The 20,774-nt window shown below is 73.9% G+C and carries 17 protein-coding genes; 8 read left to right on the top strand and 9 right to left on the bottom strand.

Going from position 1 to position 20,774, the window contains the following annotated elements:
- Nucleotides 1-37: 37 nt before the first annotated feature.
- The 3 genes from ACWCYY_RS29495 to ACWCYY_RS29485 all read right to left on the bottom strand — a co-directional run bounded on the left by ACWCYY_RS29495 (nt 38) and on the right by ACWCYY_RS29485 (nt 6,573).
- On the bottom strand, nt 38-2,422 hold the full coding sequence (locus tag ACWCYY_RS29495; protein ID WP_449797766.1) for an FtsX-like permease family protein: 2,385 nt from the start codon (nt 2,420-2,422) through the stop codon (nt 38-40).
- The gene (locus tag ACWCYY_RS29490) at nt 2,419-3,105 is read right to left on the bottom strand and encodes an ABC transporter ATP-binding protein (protein ID WP_345289289.1); all 687 of its coding nucleotides are present in this window, start codon (nt 3,103-3,105) and stop codon (nt 2,419-2,421) included. The genes ACWCYY_RS29495 and ACWCYY_RS29490 overlap by 4 nt, the downstream gene beginning before the upstream one ends.
- 159 nt (nt 3,106-3,264) lie before the next feature.
- Nucleotides 3,265-6,573 carry an AfsR/SARP family transcriptional regulator gene (locus tag ACWCYY_RS29485; protein WP_449797765.1) on the bottom strand — a complete coding sequence of 1,103 codons (3,309 nt, stop codon included), beginning with the start codon at nt 6,571-6,573 and terminating at the stop codon, nt 3,265-3,267.
- A 418-nt stretch (nt 6,574-6,991) separates the two neighbouring features.
- Between ACWCYY_RS29485 and ACWCYY_RS29480 the strand changes: the two genes are divergently transcribed.
- Nucleotides 6,992-8,056, top strand: coding sequence for a DUF6081 family protein (locus tag ACWCYY_RS29480; protein WP_345289292.1), 1,065 nt, complete (start codon nt 6,992-6,994; stop codon nt 8,054-8,056).
- A gap of 60 nt (nt 8,057-8,116) precedes the next feature.
- Here the strand turns inward: ACWCYY_RS29480 and ACWCYY_RS29475 are convergent, their stop codons facing one another.
- The gene (locus tag ACWCYY_RS29475; protein ID WP_057231582.1) at nt 8,117-8,605 is read right to left on the bottom strand and encodes a hypothetical protein; all 489 of its coding nucleotides are present in this window, start codon (nt 8,603-8,605) and stop codon (nt 8,117-8,119) included.
- A gap of 416 nt (nt 8,606-9,021) precedes the next feature.
- On the opposite strand from ACWCYY_RS29475, the gene hemL reads away from it, so the two are divergent.
- The 7 genes from hemL (at nt 9,022) to ACWCYY_RS29440 (ending at nt 15,841) form a co-directional block, all read left to right on the top strand.
- Entirely contained in the window at nt 9,022-10,353 is a 1,332-nt protein-coding gene (hemL, locus tag ACWCYY_RS29470) for a glutamate-1-semialdehyde 2,1-aminomutase (RefSeq protein WP_380149575.1), read from the top strand.
- A 52-nt stretch (nt 10,354-10,405) separates the two neighbouring features.
- Nucleotides 10,406-11,056 (top strand): histidine phosphatase family protein, encoded by a 651-nt coding sequence (locus ACWCYY_RS29465; RefSeq protein WP_449797786.1) that lies wholly within the window; start codon nt 10,406-10,408, stop codon nt 11,054-11,056.
- A gap of 139 nt (nt 11,057-11,195) precedes the next feature.
- Nucleotides 11,196-11,792, top strand: coding sequence for a TlpA family protein disulfide reductase (locus ACWCYY_RS29460; protein ID WP_345289294.1), 597 nt, complete (start codon nt 11,196-11,198; stop codon nt 11,790-11,792).
- Entirely contained in the window at nt 11,789-12,562 is a 774-nt protein-coding gene (locus ACWCYY_RS29455) for a cytochrome c biogenesis CcdA family protein (RefSeq protein WP_380149576.1), read from the top strand. The genes ACWCYY_RS29460 and ACWCYY_RS29455 overlap by 4 nt, the downstream gene beginning before the upstream one ends.
- Nucleotides 12,562-14,244 carry a cytochrome c biogenesis protein ResB gene (gene resB, locus ACWCYY_RS29450; protein ID WP_380149577.1) on the top strand — a complete coding sequence of 561 codons (1,683 nt, stop codon included), beginning with the start codon at nt 12,562-12,564 and terminating at the stop codon, nt 14,242-14,244. Before ACWCYY_RS29455 ends, resB begins: the two co-directional genes overlap by 1 nt.
- Before the next feature lie 3 nt (nt 14,245-14,247).
- Complete coding sequence (gene ccsB, locus ACWCYY_RS29445) at nt 14,248-15,378, top strand: c-type cytochrome biogenesis protein CcsB (protein ID WP_380149578.1); 1,131 nt, start codon at nt 14,248-14,250, stop codon at nt 15,376-15,378.
- Nucleotides 15,379-15,430: 52 nt separating this feature from the next.
- Nucleotides 15,431-15,841, top strand: coding sequence for a hypothetical protein (locus ACWCYY_RS29440; RefSeq protein ID WP_380149579.1), 411 nt, complete (start codon nt 15,431-15,433; stop codon nt 15,839-15,841).
- A 178-nt stretch (nt 15,842-16,019) separates the two neighbouring features.
- Here the strand turns inward: ACWCYY_RS29440 and ACWCYY_RS29435 are convergent, their stop codons facing one another.
- The 5 genes from ACWCYY_RS29435 to ACWCYY_RS29415 form a co-directional block, all read right to left on the bottom strand.
- Nucleotides 16,020-17,177, bottom strand: coding sequence for an oxygenase MpaB family protein (locus tag ACWCYY_RS29435; protein ID WP_449797764.1), 1,158 nt, complete (start codon nt 17,175-17,177; stop codon nt 16,020-16,022).
- Between the two features lie 21 nt (nt 17,178-17,198).
- On the bottom strand, nt 17,199-18,257 hold the full coding sequence (locus ACWCYY_RS29430) for a polyprenyl synthetase family protein (RefSeq protein ID WP_449797763.1): 1,059 nt from the start codon (nt 18,255-18,257) through the stop codon (nt 17,199-17,201).
- Nucleotides 18,250-18,537, bottom strand: coding sequence for a polyprenyl synthetase (locus ACWCYY_RS29425; protein ID WP_345278942.1), 288 nt, complete (start codon nt 18,535-18,537; stop codon nt 18,250-18,252). The genes ACWCYY_RS29430 and ACWCYY_RS29425 overlap by 8 nt, the downstream gene beginning before the upstream one ends.
- Before the next feature lie 162 nt (nt 18,538-18,699).
- Complete coding sequence (locus tag ACWCYY_RS29420; protein WP_345278940.1) at nt 18,700-18,906, bottom strand: acyl-CoA carboxylase subunit epsilon; 207 nt, start codon at nt 18,904-18,906, stop codon at nt 18,700-18,702.
- A 57-nt stretch (nt 18,907-18,963) separates the two neighbouring features.
- On the bottom strand, nt 18,964-20,565 hold the full coding sequence (locus ACWCYY_RS29415; RefSeq protein WP_345278938.1) for an acyl-CoA carboxylase subunit beta: 1,602 nt from the start codon (nt 20,563-20,565) through the stop codon (nt 18,964-18,966).
- Nucleotides 20,566-20,774 lie beyond the last annotated feature (209 nt).

Genomic DNA, 20,774 nt, shown 5'->3' with positions numbered 1-20,774 from the left:
CCCGGTGTAACCACGTACGTCCTTGCGCCCCCGGCGCCTACTCGTGCCGCAGGGCGTCCGGGCGGAGCAGCTTGAGGAGGGGCGGCAGGCCGGCTGCCGTGGCCAGCAGGACCGCGCCCGCCGCGCAGGCGGTCAGGGCCAGCATGGAGCCCCAGTCCATCAGGAACTCCAGCCCGGCGGTGAACTGGAGCAGTGCGCCCGTGCCCAGCCCGGCGAGGGCGGCCAGCGCCAGGCCGAGCGCCATCGGGACGGCGGTCTGCCAGAGCACCGAGGCGGCCAGCACCCGGCGCCGGGTGCCGAAGGCGTAGAGCACGCCGAGGATGCGGCGCTGCTCGCGCAGCCGTTCCAGCTGGCCGACCAGCAGGCTGACCGCGACCAGCAGCAGGGTCAGCCCGGCCCCGGCGGTGAGCACCCGCGTGACGGCCAGGTAGGTGTGGTCCCGCTCGGCCGTCAGCGGGGTGCGGGTGCGGGCCTGCGGGGAGATCACCATGGCGTCGGTGGTCAGGCGGGCCACCGGGTCGGCCACCGCCTCGTCCATGGAGACCAGGACGGTCGCGGGGTGGCCGCGCAGCACCCCCTCGGGGGCCGCGCGCGGGGTGAGCAGCAGGGTGCCGCCCGGGCTGTACAGGGCGGTCGGGTCGACGCCCGGCCGGCTCGGCACGGTGGCGGTAATGGGCGGGACGGTCCACTCGGGTGCCTCGCCGCCCCGGTGGCCCAGCGCCCGGACCCGGTCTCCGGCCCGCAGCACCTCGCCGGGCGCCCGCCCGATCCCGGTCGGGCCGGTCAGGAAGGCGTCGCCGTCCTGACAGGAGGTCAGCACCGCGAACTCGGCCAGCACCGTGCAGTCGGCGATCCGGACCTCACCGCCGTCCCACTCCCGGCCGGGCGGGCCGCTGAGCAGGAAGTCGGTGAACCCGGTGGTGCGGGCCACGCCGGTGGAGCGGGCCAGCCGGTCGGCCAGTTCGAGCGAACGGGTGCCGCCGCCGGGGAACTCCACGCTGTACCGGTACCGGGCGCCCGCGGCGTCCGGCTGCCGCACCGAGTAGGCACCGCTGACCCCGAAGAACAGGGTCTGGAGCGCGATCGCCCCGGCGACCGTGACCACCACGCCGCTGACCGCGGTGGCCGCCGGGCCGGCGCTCAGCTGGAGCCGGCGGACCGCCAACTGCCAGGAGAGCGGGCCCCCGCCGGCCCGGTGGATGAGCGCCTCGACCAGCCAGGGGAGCAGCGTGCAGACCGCCAGCAGCACCAGCAGCACGCCGACGGAGACCAGCAGCGATCCGAAGGTGCCGTGCACCGGGTTCAGCAGGCCGTCCGCGTCGGCGAAGCCGGGCCCCCCGGGGCCGGGCAGCGCCATCGCGCCGAGGGCCACCAGCAGGCCGAGGGCCGCCAGCGCCAGCCGCCACCAGATCCGCCGCCGCTCGCGCCCGGAGCGCCGGACCACGCCCAGCGGATCCACCGTCACCCGGCGCATCGCGACCAGCGTGACCAGCACCGCGAGCGCGGGTACCGCCAGGGCGACGGCGAGGGCGATCGCCGGGTGCGGGGAGACGTCGCCGGCGAAGAAGCTGAAGCCGGCCACGGTGACCTGCTCCAGCAGCTGACGGCCGATCAGGAAGAGCGCCAGGCCGAGGACGAGCCCGAGCGCCGAGCCGACCAGCGACTCGCCGGCCGCGAACCAGGCGGTCATCCGCCGGTCCGCCCCGGCCAGCCGGAGCGCGGCCAGCCGGCGGTCCCGGCGCTCGCCGCCGAAGCGGGCGGCGGCGGCCAGGAAGACGCCGACCGGGGCGAGCATCACGATCAGGCCGACCGCGTTGAGCAGCACCAGCCGGGAGTCCATCGCCTTGGCCGGGGCCGAGTACCCGTACCGCTCGACCCGCAGGGCGCCGCCGTCCACGGTCAGCGCGTCGGAGCCGAGCACGAAGGAGTACTGGCCGGGGCCGAGCAGGCCGTCCGGGCCGACGGTGCCGGTCACCGGGTAGGGCAGCCGCTCCCGGAGCAGCTCGTTGCCGGGCTCGGCGAGCAGCCGGGCGAGGGCGGGCGAGACGGCCATCCGGCCCGGTTCCGGGAACGCGGCCAGGCCCGGGGGGAGGGCGGCACGGGCGCCTTCGCGGCGCACCACCCGGCCCCGGACGGGCTCACCGTCGAAGGTGGTGTCGGCCACCGCGAGGAGCACGCTGCGGTCGGTGGGGGCGGCGATCCCGTCGTCCCCGAAGGTGTCGTTCTGGACGTACAGCCGCGCGTTCCGGTGGTCGACGATGCCGGGAAAGGAGGCGGTGAAGAGCAGCAGCGCCACGCCGATGGCGACCCCGGCGGCGGTCATCAGCAGGCGGCCCCAGCCCTCCCGTCCGCTGCCCAGCGCCAGCCGGGCGCCGAGCGCCAGCTGCGCGGGGGCGCGCAGACGTCCGGTGGTGGTGCTCATGCGGCGGTCTCCAGGTCGGTGGTGCGGCCGTCCCGGACGACGATCTCACGGTCGGCGTACGCGGCCACCCGGGGCTCGTGGGTGACCAGCACCACGGCGGCGCCGGTCTCCTTGGCGGCAGAGGCCAGCAGCGACATCACCCGCTCGCCGTTGAGCGAGTCCAGCGCGCCGGTCGGCTCGTCGGCGAAGACCACCGACGGACGGGTGATCAGCGCCCTTGCCACGCCCACCCGTTGGCCCTGCCCGCCGGAGACCTCGCCGGGCCGCTTGGCCGCCAGCTCGGCGACCTGGAGGCGGTCCAGCCACTCGGCCGCCTCCTGCTCGGCCGCCGCGCGGCGCACGCCGTTCAGCCGCAGCGGCAGGGCGACGTTCTCCAGGCAGCTCAACTCCGGGACCAGCTGGCCGAACTGGAACAGGAAGCCGAACTCGGTGCGGCGCAGCTCGCTCAGCTCGGCATCGCCGCAGTCGGTGAGCTGGCGGCCCCGGTGGCTGACCGAGCCGGCGTCGGGGCGGGTGATCCCGGCCAGGCAGTGCAGCAGGGTGGACTTGCCGGAGCCCGAGGGGCCCATCACGGCGAGGATCTCACCGGCCTCGACGGTGACCGAGGCGTCGGTGAGGGCCTGGGTGGGGCCGAAGGCCTTGGTCAGCCCGCGGGCGGAGAGCAGGGTGGCAGGGGAGGTCATGCGGCTGACTATACACACGAGGTATACACGCAGTGCATAGGGGGCCGGAGCGAGGGTGATGCCGACCGGGATCCGGTCATCCGTGCAGGTCGGGGCCCTGTGGGGCGGCGCGGTGCGCGCCCGGTCCGCCGACGGGCCGCCCCCGGAGCGCCCGCGCGGTCAGCCCGGGAGTGGCCCGGCGGGCCCGGCGGGCGGGGCGGCGAGCAGCTCGCGGACGGCCTTGGCCTCGGGGGCGCCGAGCCGGTCGAAGAGGGCCAGCGCGGCGTGCAGCCGGCCGCGGTCCCCGGTCGCCCGGCCGAGCACCGTCTGGGCCAGCGCCTGGCCGTAGGTGCGGCCCACCTCCTCGGTGATCTCCAGGGCACGCGAGGCCAGCCCGACCGCCTCCGGGCGCCCCTGGTCGAGGCGGCACTCGGCCAGCCGGGCCAGGGTCAGCCCCTCCCAGTCCCCGGGGCCGTGCAGGCGGAACAGCTCCAGCGCCTCGGTCAGCTGCTCCGCCGCGGCCGCCGGCTCCCCGGCCTGCCGCAGCACGCAGCCGTACTGGTACAGCACCCGGGCCAGGCCGGAGCCGGTGGCCACCTCCCGGGCGTCGTGCGCGGCCCGCCGGGCGTCCGCCACCGCGCGCTCCGGGTCGCCCAGCGCCAGCCGGACCCGGGAGATCGCCGAGAGCACCCGGGCGGCACTGCCCCGGTCGCCGGTCCGATCCGCCAGTTCCCGTGCCAGCAGCAGGAGTTCGAGGGCCCGCTCGGGCTGCCCGGTGGCCAGCCGGAGCACTCCGAGGGCGTTCGCCGCCAGGTGCCGTCCGACGGTGTCCCGGGCCCGCTCGGCCAGCTCCAGGCTCCGGGTCAGCTGACGCTCCGCCACCCCGTAGGCGTCGGTGCCGTAGTGCAGCACCCCGGCCAGGTAGTGCGCCCGGCCCTCGGCGGCCGGCGCGTCCTGCTCCCAGGCCGCCCCGGCCGCCAGCTCGATCAGCCGCTGGAACTCCTGACGGTGCGCCGGGCCCTCGACCAGGCCGTACCAGACCAGCAGCAGGTCCACCGCGGGCCGGGCGCCCGAGGGGAGTTCGCGCAGCGCCCGCTCCACCGTCCCGGCCAGCAGGTCGTGCCGCTCGCGCAGCCAGCGCCGGGCGGCCGCCGCATCGGCCGGCACCAGCCCCGGGCCCTCGGTGGGGTGCAGGCCGTGGTGCAGCGCGTGGTCCGGTTCGATCAGCCGGGCGGCGTTCACGGTGGTGGCCAGCAGGTGGTCGAGCAGCCGGGCCAGCGCGGCCTGCCGCTCCTCCACCGGGTCCAGCTGCTCGGACAGCCGTCGGGCGTACCGCCGCAGCAGGTCGTGGTACCGGTAGCTGTTCGAGCCGTACGGCTCCAACAGTCCGGCGTCCACCAGGAGTTCGGTCAGGTCCTCGGTCTCCTCCGGGCCCCGCCCGAGCAGGGCGGCGAGCGCGTCCAGCGGCAGCTCCACCGCCTCGGCGACGGCCGCCAGCCGGAAGGCGCGGGCCGGCTCGGCCGCCAGCTCGGACAGGCCCAGCTCCAGGACCGCCTCCAGCGCCGGGCCGCCGCCGGTCCTCGGCTCGCCGGGCCAGCGGTGCGCGGCCCGCAGCCGGTCCGCCAGCTCGGCCGCCGAGGGCGCCCCGGCGCCGTCCTGCGCCAGCCGCCCGCCGGCGATCCGCACCGCCAGCGGCAGTCGGCCGCAGAGCTCGGCCAGTTCGCGCGAGGCCCGCGGATCGGCCGCCACCCGCTCCGGGCCGGCCACCGCCGCCAGCAGCTCCACCGACTCCCCGGCGGTCAGCGGCTCCAGCTCGAACTGCCGCGCCCCGGGCGGCCGCAGGGAGCGCGAGCGGCTGGTGACCAGCACCGCACAGCCACCGCTGCCCGGCAGCAGCGGGCCGATCTGCCCGGTGCCCCGGGCGTCGTCCAGCACCACCAGCACCCGGCGGCCGGCCAGCAACGACCGGAACAGCGCCGCCCGTTGGTCCACGTCCTCCGGGATCGAGGCGGGCGGGGTGCCCAGGGTCTGCAGGAAGCCGGCCAGCACCGCCCCGGCCTCGGCCGGCGCCGGGCCCGCCCCGTGCAGGTCCGCGTGGAGCTGGCCGTCGGGGAAGCGCTCCTGCACCCGGTGCGCCACGTGCACCGCCAGGGCGGTCTTGCCCACCCCGCCCGGGCCGGTCACGGCGCAGACCGGCACCGCGCCGTCCGGATCGGGGCGCAGGTACCCGTCGAGCTGCTCGACGGCCTCCCGGCGGCCGGTGAACCCGGCCACGTCGGCGGTCAGTTCACGGGGCGTCGGCAGGCCGGGGGCGATGGCCGGGCGCAGCGGCCGGGGGCGGCGGGGCGCGGTGGCTGCGGTGGCCGCGGTGATCCCGGGGGTCCCGGGGGTCCTGCCCAGGGGGTCCCGCGGGGCGGGGACGGAGGGCGAGGGGCGCGGAGCACCGCCCGGCCGCCCGGCGTGTCCCGGGTGCTCCGCGCGCACCGGGTGCGCTGCGCGCACCGCGTGCGCCGCGGGGTCCACCGGGCCGCCCGAGCCCTCGGGGCCGGGGACGTCCAGGGTCGGCCGGTCCAGCGGAGGGCGGTCCAGCACCGGGCCGTCCAGGGTCGGATCGGCCGTCAGGATCCGGCGCTGCAGGTCCGCCAGCCGCACCCCCGGCTCCACCCCGAGCTCGGCCCGCAACAGCCGCCGGGCATCGGCGAACACGCCGAGCGCCTCGGCCTGCCGCCCGCTGCGGTACAGCGCCAGCATCAGCTGTGCCCGGGGCCGCTCGCGCAGCGGATGGGCGGCCGCCAGCGTCTGCAGCTCGGCCACCGCCTCGGCCGGCCGGCCCGCCGCCAGCAGGCAGTCCAGCACCTCCTCCTGGGCACGCAGCCGCAGCTCGGTCAGCCTGGTCCGCTGCCGCTCCGCGTACGGGCCGGGCACCCCGGCCAGCGCCGTCCCGCTCCACTCCGCCAGCGCCCGGCTGAGCGTCAGTTCCGGCCGCGGTCCGCCTCCCGGCACCGCGCGACCGCGGGCCGCGACGGCGCGCGGAGCCTCGGCGGCCTCCGCCAGCAGGCGCTCGAACCGGTGGGCGTCCACCGTCTCCGGCGCCACGGCGAGCGCGTGGCCGCCGGGCACCGAGCGCAGCACCGCGGCCGGTCCGCGGCCCGTCCGCTCCGGCTCCAGAGCGGCGCGCAGCCCCCGGACGTACCGGCGCAGCGCCTCCGCCGCGCGCTCGGGCGGGCGCCGCCCCCAGAGCGCCTCCACCAGCTCCTCGGTGCCCACGGGCTGACCCGGCCTCAGCAGCAGCACCGCCAGCACCGCCCGCTGCTGCGGGGGGCCGAGCTCCAGCTCGCGACCGTCCAGGCGGGCGCGCACCGGGCCCAGCAGCTGGAAGCAGTAGCCCTCGTCCGGGTCGTACCCCTCCGGCCCGGACGGCCCGTGCCCGGGCACGGCCGGTACCGGTGCCCCCTCGTGCCGCCCGGCCCGGGCGGTGCGCTCCGCCATGTGGTCCCCCCACTGTTCGCTCCGCCCACGTCCGATCCCCGATATCCGGAGCGGGCGGCCCCACGGTACACCGGAGTCCCGGCGTTGATCGTTTGTCGACCGGCGGCCGGCCGCCGCGGTCCACCCGGTGGTCCGCCCGTCGCCGACCACCGCCCCCGAGGAGGAGAAGCGCCGACGGACGTGATTCCGTCACACCTCCGCCCGGCCGCGCACACATCCGGCCGGGCGGACTCCCCGTGCTGACGGACCGTCAGTCGTGCGTCCGGGCAAGCGGGTCGGGGCCCGCTCCCCTGGGGAGGGCCCGACCCTCGGGCGCGCCGGGAACTGACGGAGTCACCGGCCGGCCCTGGCTGGGGCCCGGCCCGCCTGGCCACGCTGAGCCCGACCGGGACGCAGACCAGTGGGGAGTAGGGACATCGTGCGGAAGAGCATCAGACGTGGCCTGTTCAGCTGTCTGGCGGCGGTGGCCCTCGCCGCTGCCGTCCCGGCCCTTCCGGCCGGGGCCGTGACCGGGGACCGGACCGCCGGCCCCGGGCACCTGGAGTTCCGGGACACCTTCCAGGACGGCTTCAAGTCCGAAGGCCCGGACGCCAGGTGGAAGCTGTTCGCGACCGGCGACCTGCCGGGCGGCGACGGCGTCCCCGTCACCTCCGCCCGGGGCCTGAGCGTCGCACCGGGCGGCCGCGACCCGCTCACCGGCAAGCCCGCCTTCACCTACTCCACCGGCCAGGAGCACACCGGCGGCGCCGGCACCGCCGACCACGTCAAGTGGTACGCCTACGCGAACGGCACCGCCTCCAGCGGCTACCCCGGCTTCGACGCGCTGCCGGGCCGGAAGCTCACCTGCGCCTCCCGGATGGCCGCCCGCACCTACGGCACCGAGCGGCACCCGTTCGGCGCGGCCGTCACCGACCCGCAGAGCGATCTGCGGCTGGCCGCCGGGGCGGTCTCGATGGTGGACTTCGAGTCGCTGATGGTCTTCGACTTCTTCGTCACCAACAGCAAGCTGTACGCCTTCTACGAGCGCCTCCCGCAGCCGGGCCGCACCTACGCCGCGTTCTCCTACGCCGTCCCGGTGGCCGACCGCAGCCCCGGCCAGAAGCACGACCTGGCGATCTCCTACGACCGCGCCGCCGGCACCGTCTCCTACCGGGCCGACGGCCGCGAGGTGTACCGGGCCGCGAACCTCGGCTTCCGCCCGGCCGACCGGAGCGGCCTGGTGCTGGACCTCGGCGGCACGGAGGAGAACGTGACGCCCCGCCAGCTCTCCTGCGGCATCGCGATGTTCGCCATCCTGGACGGCGGCAGCGCCACCGGCCCGGGCCTGGTCCGGCTGACCGACCAGCCCGGCACCTACTACCGACCGGCCGTCGGCGCGCCGACCCCGCAGACCTTCGTGGACGAGCAGAGCCTGCCGGCCAGCCGCCTCTGGGGCCAGGGAGCCCGCCTCGACGTCGAGCGCGTCACCGTCACCTCGTCCTGACCCCGCCCCTGCCCGGCCCCGCCCACCACCGGGGCCGGGCAGGGCCGTCTCCCCGACGGGTCAGGGCCAGACGAGGCAGTAGAGCTGGTGGCCGGCGTCGTGCAGGCGGTTGGCGAAGTCCTGCCACTCGTGCAGCATCGTGTAGATGACGAAGGCGTCCCGGGGGCCGCGCCGGTCGGGGACGGTGGACCAGATGAAGGCGGCGGCGCCGAGCTCGGTCTCGTCGGCCTTGCGCAGGGGTTCGACCACGGTGTGGGGGAGCTGGACCACGGCGTAGTCGGGGTGGAGGACGACCAGTTCCAGCGGGGGCACCTGGTGGAGCGGGACGCCCTGGATGCCGGTGAGGACCATGGCGGACATGGTCTCGGGCTTGATCTTGGTGGAGAGGTGTCCGTTCGGTGAGCCGCTGGTCTCCATCAGGTCGCCGAGGCGGCCGAGCGAGCCGAGCTCTCCCGCGTCGAGGCCGAGGCCGCCGGGGCCGAGGGCGGTGGGGACTCTGGCGGCGGTGGCCCGGTCGGGTGCTCCGAAGTACTTGTAGGTGACTCCCACGCTGCCTTCACCCCGCTTTCCCCTGCCCGAACCCGTACCCCCACCAGCAGCACCGGCACGCCAGGCACGCCGACGGGAGCCACCCGCGGCCTCCTCGTGGCCGTCCTGCGCCTCGGACACTCGGACCATCCTCACCGGAATTCGCCGGAATCGACAGACCCCCGCACGCTCGGTGTCCCTCCGAACGTGCCAACTACCCGCTCCACGCCGCCGTACACGGCCTGCCTGTCACATTCCGACGTGCGTGTGCCACGGCGGACGGACCGTCAGGTGCGGGGCGGTACGGACAACCGTACCGACGACACTACAGACCGTACAGTCCGGTTCGGTCACACCCCGGCACATCTCCGATCATCGTTCCAGATGATCGGGTCCGACATGCGGAGGTCCAGGACACGATTTGAGACCATGTCCCGGTGACCAACCCGAAGAGCTACCCCTACGAGGCCCCGCAGAGCCAGTCGCTGTTCGACCGCGCGTCGGTCGTGACCCCCGGCGGCGTCAACTCCCCGGTGCGCGCGTTCCGCGCCGTCGGCGGCACCCCGCGGTTCATGGTGTCCGGCACCGGCCCCTACCTGACCGACGCGGACGGCCGCGAGTACGTCGACCTGGTCTGCTCCTGGGGCCCGATGATCCTCGGCCACGCCCACCCGGCGGTGGTCGAGGCGGTGCAGCGGGCCGTGGCCCTCGGCACCTCCTTCGGCACCCCGGGGCAGGGCGAGGTCGAGCTGGCCGAGGAGATCGTCGACCGGATCGCCCCGGTCGAGCAGGTCCGGCTGGTGTCCAGCGGCACCGAGGCGACCATGTCGGCGATCCGGCTGGCGCGCGGCTTCACGGGCCGGGCCAAGGTGGTGAAGTTCGCGGGCTGTTACCACGGTCACGTGGACGCGCTGCTGGCCGCGGCCGGTTCCGGCGTCGCCACCTTCGGCCTGCCGGACACCCCGGGCGTGACGGGGGCTCAGGCGGGCGACACCATCGTGCTGCCCTACAACGACCTGGCGGCGGTCCGGGCGGCCTTCGAGCAGAACCCCGGCCAGATCGCCTGCGTGATCACCGAGGCCTCCCCGGGCAACATGGGCGTGGTGCCCCCGCTGCCCGGCTTCAACAAGGGCCTGTCCGAGCTCTGCGCCGCCAACGGCGCGCTCTTCGTCTCCGACGAGGTGATGACCGGCTTCCGCACCTCCAGGGCCGGCTGGTACGGCGTCGAGGCGGCCCACGAGGGCTGGGCTCCGGACCTGCTGACCTTCGGCAAGGTGATGGGCGGCGGCTTCCCGGCCGCGGCCTTCGGCGGCCGCGCCGACGTGATGGGCCACCTGGCCCCGGCCGGCCCGGTCTACCAGGCGGGCACCCTCTCCGGGAACCCGATCGCCACCGCGGCCGGCCTGGCCCAGCTGCGGCACTGCACCGACGAGGTGTACGCCAAGGTCGACGCGGTCTCCGCCGAGATCTCCGGCCTGGTCTCCGCGGCACTGGCCAAGGAGGGGGTGGCGCACCGCCTGCAGACCGCGAGCAACATGTTCTCGGTGTTCTTCCTCGACGAGGCGGTCACCAACTACGACGAGGCGAAGCGTCAGGAGTCCTTCCGCTTCACCGCGTTCTTCCAGTCGATGCTGTCGCAGGGGGTCTACCTCCCGCCGTCGGCCTTCGAGTCCTGGTTCGTCTCGGCCGCGCACGACGAGCGCGCCGTGGAACTGATCGCCGCCGCCCTGCCCGCCGCCGCCCGCGCGGCGGCCGAGGCGCGGGCCTGACCCGGGGGAGCCCGAAGAAGTGAGCAACAAGGACATCACCGTCGTCCACCTGATGCGGCACGGCGAGGTGCACAACCCGGAGGGCATCCTCTACGGCCGCCTGCCGGACTACCACCTCTCCGAGCTCGGCCGGCAGATGGCCGACCGGGTCGCCGAGGACCTGGCGGGCCGGGACATCACGTACGTGGTGGCCTCCCCGCTGGAGCGCGCCCAGGAGACCGCCGAGCCGATCGCCAAGTCGCACGGGCTGACCGTCGCGACGGACGAGCAGCTGATCGAGGCGGACAACATCTTCCAGGGCAAGACCTTCGGGGTCGGTGACGGCTCGTTGAAGAACCCCTCGCACTGGAAGTACCTGACCAACCCGTTCCGCCCGTCCTGGGGCGAGCCGTACATCGAGCAGGCGGTGCGCATGATGGGCGCCCTCGCCAAGGCCCGGGACGCGGCGCGCGGCCACGAGGCGGTCTGCGTCAGCCACCAGCTGCCGATCTGGATCGCCCGCTCCTTCGCGGAGCGCCGCCGGCTCTGGCACGACCCGCGCCGTCGGCAGTGCTCGCTGGCCTCGCTGACCAGCTTCACCTACGAGGGCGACAAGATCGTCTCGATCGGCTACCGCGAGCCGGCCCGCGACCTGCTGCCGGCCCACCTGGTCGGCAAGGGCAAGAAGGGCGACGCCCCCGTCGGCAAGAGCTTCGGCGCCTGAGCCGGGCCTGACGGGACGTCAACACCGCTTTGTCCGTTTTAAGCGGATCATAAGCACGATCGCCGCAGGTCAAGGGGGGTCCCACGGTCAACGTAGGACCCCCCTAAAACGGACCCAAGTGCCATGCGAAACTTTTCACATGTCTGGGACGACCCGCCGCTTCCTCCGCCCCGCCGCCGCCCTCGCGGCCGCCTCCGCCCTGGCCCTCACCGGCTGCACGGCGGACTCCGCCAGCTCCGACGGCCAGACCGGTTTCGTCACCGGCAAGGGCGGCCTCGACACCGCGAAGGCGGGCTCCCGGGAGGCCGCCCCGGAGATCGGCGGCACCCTGCTGGACGGCGGCAGCGCCAAGCTGGCCGACTACCGGGGCAAGGTCGTGGTCCTCAACATCTGGGGCTCCTGGTGCGGTCCGTGCCGGGCCGAGGCCAAGGGCCTGCAGGAGGTCTGGACGAAGTACCAGGACCAGGGCGTGCAGTTCCTCGGCATCAACACCAGGGACGCGGTGCCGGCCAACGCGGTTGCCTTCGAGAAGAACTTCGGGGTGACCTACCCCAGCATCTTCGACCCGGACGGCACCCAGATCCTCAAGTTCCCCAAGGGCAGCCTCAACCCGCAGTCCATCCCGACCACCATCGTGGTGGACCGCGAGGGCAAGCTGGCCGCCCGGGCGATGCGCGCCCTGTCCACCGAGGACCTGGAGAGCCTGATCAAGCCCGTCGTGGACGAGGCGAAGTGAGCGCCGTCCTCCTGGCGGTGGGTCAGAACGAGACCGTGGCCACCGGCGCGATCCTGCTGGCCCTGCCGATCGCCCTGGCGGCCGGCCTGGTCTCCTTCTTCTCGCCCTGCGTGCTGCCGCTGGTGCCCGGCTACCTGAGCTACGTCACCGGCTTCTCGGCCGCCGACCTGGCCGACGCCAAGGGCGGCCGACGCGGCCGGATGCTGCTCGGCTCGCTCTTCTTCATCCTCGGCTTCACCGCGGTCTTCGTCTCCGGCGGCGCGCTGTTCGGCTTCTTCGGCTCGACCCTGAGGGAGCACCAGCAGACCATCAACGTGGTGATGGGCCTGCTCACCATCGCGATGGGCCTGGCCTTCATGGGCCTGCTCCCCGGCTTCTCGATGCGCGAGCTGCGCACCCACCGCCGCCCGGCCGTCGGCCTGGCCGGCGCCCCGCTGCTCGGCCTGGTCTTCGGCATCGGCTGGACCCCGTGCATGGGCCCGACCCTCGCCGCGATCAACTCCCTCGCCCTCAACCAGGCTTCGCCCTGGCGCGGCGCGGTGCTGATGCTCGTCTACTGCCTGGGCCTCGGCGTACCGTTCGTGCTGGCCGCCCTGGCCTTCCGCCGGGCGCTCGGCGCCTTCGGCTGGGTCAAGAAGCACTACCAGTGGGTGATGCGGATCGGCGGCGGCATGCTGGTCGCCGTCGGCCTGCTGCTGGTCACCGGTGTCTGGGACACCCTGGTCACCGAGCTCCAGTCGCTCACCGCCACCACCTCGATCGGAATCTGATGAGCACCCACACCGACGTCGAGAACGAGGCGGAGCGGCTCACCTCCGCCCCCGAGGAGGCGGAGCAGGGCCCGGTCGGCATCGGCCCGCTCGGCTGGCTGCGCTGGACGTGGCGTCAGCTCACCTCGATGCGGGTCGCGCTGATCCTGCTCTTCCTGCTCTCGCTGGCCTCCATCCCCGGCTCGCTGATCCCGCAGAACGGCAAGAACGCCTTCAAGGTCGCCACCTGGAAGGCCGAGCACCCGACCGTCACGCCGGTCTACGAGAAGCTCCAGCTGTTCGACGTCTACAGCTCGGCCTGGTTCTCGGCGATCTACATCCTGCTGTTCGTCTCGCTGGCGGGCTGCATCGTCCCGCGCACCTGGCAGTTCGTCGGCGTGCTGCGCTCCCGCCCGCCGGCCGCCCCGCGCAACCTCACCCGGATGCCGGTGCACGCCGCCTGGCACACCGGCGCCGACGCCAAGGCCGTCAACAACGCCGCCTACGCGCTGCTGAAGAAGCGCGGCTTCCGCACCCACCTGGCCGACGGCTCGGTGGCCGCCGAGAAGGGCTACCTGCGCGAGGCGGGCAACCTGCTCTTCCACTTCTCGCTCTTCGCCCTGCTGGCCGGCTTCGCCTGGGCCAGCCTGGCCAGCGGCACCGGCGGCAAGCTGGTGATCGAGGGTCAGGGCTACTCCAACACCGCGACCCAGCTGGACGACTTCACCGGCTCCGCGTTCTACGGGGTCGAGGACCTGGACGCGTTCGGCTTCAAGCTGGACAACTTCACCTCCAAGTTCGCCACCTCCGGGCCGCAGGCCGGCTCGGCCCGCCAGTTCACCGCCCACGTCCGGTACTGGAGCGGCAGCGACCAGTCCAAGCTGAGCAAGGGCGACATCGAGGTCAACCACCCGCTGGAGATCGGCGGTTCCAAGGTCTTCCTGATCGGCCACGGCTACGCCCCGGTCGTCACCGTCAAGAACGCGGCCGGCGAGAAGGTCTACTCGGGCCCGACCGCCTTCCTCCCGCAGGACGGCAACCTCACCTCCACCGGCGTCATCAAGGTCAGCGACTACGGCCAGAAGGACGGACAGCGGACCCAGCTCGGCTTCAACGGCTACTTCCTGCCGACCGCGCCGGAGAGCTTCGAGAAGACCGGCCCGGTCTCGCTCTTCCCGGCCGCCGCCGACCCGCTGCTGGTGCTCACCGCCTACGCCGGCGACCTGGGCACCGACTCCGGCCTGCCGCAGAACGTCTACCAGCTCGACACCAAGAAGCTCACCCAGCTCAAGCAGGACGGCGACCTGGCCCGCGCCAGGCTGAAGCCCGGTCAGGCCTGGACCCTGCCCGACGGCTACGGCACCCTCACCTTCGAGGGCTACCAGCAGTGGGCCAGCTTCGAGGTCTCGCACCGCCCCGGCAACGCCGTCGCCCTGGTCGGCGCCGTCTGCGCCATCCTCGGCCTGATCGGCTCGCTGCTCATCCAGCGCCGCCGGATCTGGATCCGCGCCGTGGCCACCGCCGACGGCCGCACCCTGGTCGAGCTGGCCGGCCTGGCCCGCAGCGAGTCCGCCAAGATCGCCGAGGAGCTGGCCGAGCTGGCCGTGGAGCTCCAGGACGACGCCCCCGCCGTCGAGGACGAGGACGCCTCCGACGGAGCGTCAGAAACCCCCGCCCGCACCGCACAGGACTCCAAGGAGTAGACGGTGAACCTCGCCGCATCGGTCGACCCCGGTCTGGCCGACCTCTCGAACAAGCTGATCTACTCGGCGATGGCCGTGTACGTCATCGCCATGTTCGCCCACATCTTCGAGTGGACCTTCGGCTCCAAGGGAGCGGTCGCCGTCCGCTCCACCGAGCAGGCCGGGGTGGCCGCCGCGGTGGCCGAGGCCGAGCGCAAGGGGAAGGCCAAGAAGGTCACCGTCACCGTCGCCTCGGCCGGCGGCGGCACCACCACGCTGACCCGCACCGCCCTCGCCGACGCCGGGGCCACCGTGGTCACCAGCGGCCGCGGCGATCAGGACGAGGACGGCCCCGGCGCCGCCGGCGGCAGCGAGAAGGGCGACCTGGCCGGCCGCATCGCGGTCTCGCTGGCCGCCCTCGGCGTCCTGCTGCACGCCGGCGGCGTGCTCACCCGCGGCCTCTCGGTGATGCGCTGGCCGTGGGGCAACATGTACGAGTTCTCCTGCGCCTTCGCCCTCGCCATGGTGGTCGCCTACCTCGGCCTGCTGGTCGCCAAGAAGCCGGTCCGCTGGCTCGGCCTGCCGGTGATGGTCGCCGTCGTCCTCACCCTGGGCCTCGCCGTCACCGTGCTCTACACCGAGTCCGAGCAGCTCGTCCCCGCGCTCCACTCCTACTGGCTGGCCATCCACGTCTCCACCGCGATCTTCTGCGGCGGTGCCTTCTACGCGGCCTTCATCGCCACCGCCCTCTACCTCGGCAAGGACTCCTACGACCGCCGGATGGCCGAGGGCAAGGCCACCGGCCCGCTCGGCACCTCCGCCTCGATCTGGCGCCGCCTGCCGGCCGCCTCGACCTTCGACAAGCTCTCCTACCGGATCAACGCGATCGTCTTCCCGCTCTGGACCTTCACCATCGTGGCCGGGGCGATCTGGGCCGAGGCCGCCTGGGGCAAGTACTGGGAGTGGGACCCCAAGGAGACCTGGTCCTTCATCACCTGGGTGTTCTACGCCTGCTACCTGCACGCCCGCGCCACGGCCGGCTGGAAGGGCCGCAAGGCCGCGTACCTGGCGTTGTTGGCCTTCGCCTGCTGGCTCTTCAACTACTACGGCGTCAACATCTTCGTGACGGGGAAGCACTCCTACGCCGGCGTCTGACGCCCGGTCACATCCATCCATCTGTACGAAGAGCGCGAGGAGGGCCGCACCCATGCCGGAGTGCGACGAGGTCATGCTGACCGTCCGAATCACCGCTGCGGAGAGAGCGCTGCTCCGACGGCTGGCCCAGAGCCACCGGAGCGACGTCTCCGAGGTCGTGGCGGACGGTCTGCTCGACGTCCTGCCGACGCTGCACCGGCCCGCGGACGCGTTCAAACTGCTGGCCGCGCTCGCGCCGCCGGCGCCGTGCGCCCAGACCGTCTGGCTACCGGCCCCACTGGCCGACCTCCTGGTCCTCGCCGCCGCCCGGGTCGCCCAGCTCACCGGCGTCCGCCTCGGCTCCGCGAGCGCCATCCTGGGGGCCACCGTCCGCCTCTGGCTCTCCCAGGACCCCCAGCACCTGGAGGCCAACCTCAGCGTCATGCACGCCGGCCGGGGAGCCGCCCTCGCCGTCGTCGCCTAGGCGGCGCGAGGAACGTACGTGGTCGTGCCAGCTGGGCGAGGAACGTACGTGGTGATGCCGGGGGCGCGGGGAACTGCGCGCGGGGGAACGGCAGCACCTGCAACTGGCTGACAGTGGGTCAGTTGCAGGTGAGCCGCCTTCCGATTCGCGCAGTTCCCCGCGCCCCCGGGGTGGCCACTCAGACGGCCAGGCCGGGTGGGACCCACGGGTCGGTGCGGGGCTTCGTCGAGGTGATGCCGTAGTCGGGCTTGAGCTCCTCGGGGATGGCGTACTGCATGACGCGGCCGCGGGTGAGGGAGCTGAGCTCGAAGCGGGTGGTGAGCTCACCGAGGTGGTCGAGGGCCCAGGCGGCCAGCGGGGAGGCGTCCTCCAGGCGCTCCAGGACGCCCAGGGCGGCCGGGGCGAGGGTCACCAGGCGGTCCCAGGGGGAGCGGGGGACCTGGAGCCAGTCGGCGCTGGTGTCGCCGATCAGGAAGCGGATCAGGGCCGCCACCACCGGGTCGAAGAAGGTCCCCGGCACGACCTCCTCGTAGAGGTCGATCAGCTGCTTCGTGAGCAGCGCGCCCTCCTCCGAGGGCCCCATGTGCCGCGCCATGTACCGGTCGGAGAACTCCCGGGCCTGCTCCAGGTCCGCCGGCATCGCGTCGAGCTCGATCCCGAGGATCGCCCCGACCACCTTCCACGCGTAGAAGTAGGCCTCGGCGCCCTCGTTGGACATGTGGATGCCCATCCGGTGCAGCGCGTCCAGCACCTGCACGGAGAACATCATCTGCCCCCCGATCATGTCCTCCTGGCAGATCGGCACCCCGAGCGCCGCCTCGTCCCACCGCCCCTCCCGCCGCAGGTGGTGCCGGATGGAGGCGTGCAGCAGCCGGACCTTCTGCGCGGCGGGCAGGAAGCGCCCGCCGGCCTCGAAGGCGTCGGGCCGCATCAGGTAGAGGGTGAACTGCCCGGTCTCGGCCATCCGCTTCGACGGGTACGCCAGCGAGTGCGTGGCGCTGAGCAGCCTGGCGATGTGCGGGACGACGTAGCAGGCGGGCATCGAGGCGAAGGAGAGCGCCGTGGAGATGTGCACGTTGTTGTCGATGAAGAACAGCCGGGCCTTCTCCATCTGCTCCCAGTCCACCCAGGAGGGCGGCACCGCCGTGGCCTCCAGGTAGGCCCGCGCCTCCTCGGGGACGTCGTCCGGCAGCGGCTGGCCGCTCTGCGCGAACCAGCGCATCAGGGTGTTGAACTTGCCGACCTCGCCGCGCTCGAAGAGCGCCGCGACCACGGAGTCGGCGAGCGGGTCGCCGAGCAGCCGCAGGGCGTCCATCCGTTCAGGGGTGTACGTCATGGGTCCTCATTCGACGGAGGGTCAGGAAGTGCGCGCGGTGGCGGCGTCGACCAGCTCGCCCAGCGCGGCGGCGGCGGCCGGCCCGGCGACGGGGGCGGTGGCGAGGGCGGTGCGGGCGGCGGTGGTGCGCTCCTCGATCAGCTCCTCGACCCGGGCCCGGGCGCCGGAGCGGACCAGCAGGGCGCGCAGCTCCGCCAGGTCCTCGGGGCCGGGCCGGTCGAGCAGGGCGCGCAGCCTGGCCCGGTCGGCGGGGCCGGAGTTGGCCAGGGCGAGGGCCAGCAGGGCGGTGGGCTTGGCCCCGGCGAGGTCGTCCAGGTTGGACTTGCCGGTCCGCCCGGGGTCGCCGAAGACGCCGAGCAGGTCGTCGCGGAGCTGGAAGGCCTCGCCGAGCGGCAGCCCGTACGCGGTGAAGGCCTCCAGCAGGGCGGGCGGCGCTCCGGCCAGCAGGGCGCCGAGGTGCAGCGGGTGCTCGACGGTGTACTTGGCGGTCTTGTAGCGGACGATCTCCAGGGAGCTCGCCTCCGAGGCGGCGGCGCCCCGGGTGCGCAGCACCTCCAGGCACTCGCCGGCGACCAGCTCCCGGGCCAGGGTGGCCCAGAGCGGGCGGGCCCGGGCCAGGTAGCCGGACGGCAGGCCGCAGGAGGCGAAGAGCTGGCCGGCCCAGGCGGTCAGCAGGTCACCGACCAGCATGGCCAGCGCCCGCCCGGCGGCGTCCCGGCCGGGCCCCTCCGGGGCTGCCTGACGGAGCGCCAGGTGGGCGGTGGGGGAGCCCCGGCGGACCGGGCTGTCGTCGATCAGGTCGTCGTGCACCACGGCCGCCGCGTGCACCAGCTCCATCGCGGTGGCCGCCCGGACCATCGCCTCGCTGTCCGGCTGCCCGGCCGCCCGCCAGCCCCAGTAGGCGAAGGCCGCCCGCAGCCGCTTGCCGTCGGCCACGGTGGCGGTCAACTGCTCGGCGACCGGCTTGAGTTCGGGGTCGATCGCGGTGAGCAGAGCGCACTCCTCCGCCACGAACGCGTGCAGTGCCCCGTCCACCCGGGCCTTCAGTCCGCCGTCCCAGGCAGCGGCGGACTCAGCCACCGCCCGCAGCCTTCCGGTACGCGGCCGAGCGGCGGGCCACCGCCTCCATGTGCGGCTCGGAGCCGGTGGCGAGCCGGCCGAGCAGCAGCTCGCCGCGGGCCCGCAGGTCCTCCTGGCCGTCCGTCAGCAGGGCGTCCAGGTCGGAGCGGCCCAGCGTGCCGCGCAGCCGCCGCAGCAGCCCCTCGGCCTGCTCCAGCCCCAGGTCGACCACCCCGGCCAGGAGTTGGACCGCCTCCGCGCCCCGGTCCGCCGGTTTCCCGTTCCCGTTCGCTGCCACCACGCCTGCGCCTCCACCCCGGTGCGTCCACGAATGGACCGAGCCTGGCAGGGGAGGCGGGCCGTTCTGAAGGGGTGGTCACCGGTCCGGGTGAGAACGCGCCGAAGCCCCGGCACCCGCCAGCACTGGCGTGCTAGTACGGTGCCGGGGCCTCGTGAGGGTGCGTCAGGCCGCCTGCTGCCAGCTGACCGGCGAGAAGTAGGCCGGGCGGCGCTCGATGCGCGACCAGGTGGCGATCGGCTCGACCGCCGGGGCGGCCGCGGCGGCGGCCTGGACGGCGGCCGCACGGGCCATCAGGACGGCGGTCAGGGCGGCCAGCTCCTCGTCGGAGAGCGAGCCGCGGACGATGCGGACAAGCGGTTCGGTGCTCATGGGTTCTTTTCTCCCCCGGCTGGACGTCTGATGGGTTCCGAGCGGCGAAACGCCGTGTTACATCGGCGGGTTGCCGTGCTTGCGGCTGGGCAGGTCCGCGTGCTTGGTGCGGAGCATGGCCAGCGCCGAGGCGAGCACGGCCCGGGTCTCGGCCGGGTCGATCACGTCGTCCACGAGGCCGCGCTCGGCCGCGTAGTACGGGTGCATCAGCTCGCTCTTGTACTCCTTGATCTTGTGCGCACGCATCGCCTCCGGGTCCTCGGCCCCGTTGATGTCGCGGCGGAAGATCACGTTGGCCGCGCCCTCGGCGCCCATCACGGCGATCTCGTTGGTCGGCCAGGCGTAGGACAGGTCGGCGCCGATCGAGCGGGAGTCCATCACGATGTAGGCGCCGCCGTAGGCCTTGCGCAGGATCAGCTGGATCCGCGGCACGGTGGCGTTGCAGTACGCGTACAGCAGCTTGGCGCCGTGCCGGATGATGCCGTCGTGCTCCTGGTCCACGCCGGGCAGGAAGCCGGGCACGTCCAGCATGGTCACCAGCGGGATGTTGAAGGCGTCGCACATCTGGACGAAGCGCGCGGCCTTCTCGCTGGCGTTGATGTCGAGCACGCCGGCCAGCGACTGCGGCTGGTTGGCGATGATGCCGGTGACGTGGCCGTCGATCCGGGCCAGCACGCAGAGCACGTTGGTCGCCCAACGCTCGTGGACCTCCAGGAACTCGCCGTGGTCGACGACCTCCTCGATCACCTTGCGCATGTCGTACGGGCGGTTGCCGTCGGCCGGGACGAGGTCGAGCAGCGACTCGTTGCGGCGCTCCACCGGGTCGTCGTTGGGCGCGACCGGCGGCATCTCGCGGTTGTTCTGCGGCAGCAGCGAGAGCAGGAAGCGCACCTCCTCGATGCAGCTCTGCTCGTCGTCGTAGGCGAAGTGCGAGACGCCGGAGACCGAGGAGTGCACGTCGGCGCCGCCCAGCCCGTTCTGGCTGATCTTCTCGCCGGTGACGGCCTGGACCACGTCCGGGCCGGTGATGAACATCTGCGAGGTCTCGCGGACCATGAAGACGAAGTCGGTCAGCGCGGGGGAGTACGCGGCGCCGCCGGCGCACGGGCCGAGCATCACCGAGATCTGCGGGATCACGCCGGAGGCCCGGGTGTTGCGCTGGAAGATGCCGCCGTAGCCGGCCAGGGCGGTGACGCCCTCCTGGATCCGGGCGCCGGCGCCGTCGTTGAGCGAGACCAGCGGGGCACCGGCCGCGATGGCCATGTCCATGATCTTGTGGATCTTCTGCGCGTGGGCCTCGCCGAGCGCGCCGCCGAAGATCCGGAAGTCGTGGGCGTAGGTGAAGACGGTGCGGCCGTGCACGGTGCCCCAGCCGACGATGACGCCGTCGGTGTGCGGCTTCTTGTGCTCCAGGCCGAAGCCGGTGGCGCGGTGGCGGCGGAGCGGCTCCACCTCGTGGAAGGAGCCCTCGTCCAGCAGGAGGTCGATCCGCTCGCGGGCCGTCAGCTTGCCCTTGGCGTGCTGGGCCTCGGTGGCCTTCTCGCTCGGGCCGCTCAGGACCTGGCTGCGCAGCGCGTGCAGCTCCGCCACCCGGCCCCGGGCGTCCGCCGGGGTCTCGATGGCCTGGCCACCGGCGGGCGCCTCGGGCACAACCGTCATCTCGAACCACTCCAAGTCTGTGTGAACTGTCCGGTTACGGGGCCGCTGTGGGCGGGCCGATCACTGCGAACACTTCTTCACCTACGACACTACGAGGGACCACGGGTCCGTCTCGGCGTCGATTCCGTACAAGGTCGAGCGCCAGAAGCTGTCAGGGCTGCACAGAAAACGGCCCGACCAGGCAGCTGGTCGGGCCATTCGAGCTCATC

This window comes from Kitasatospora sp. NPDC001664, assembly GCF_053596675.1.
This window is presented reverse-complemented; position numbering and strand designations above follow the sequence as displayed.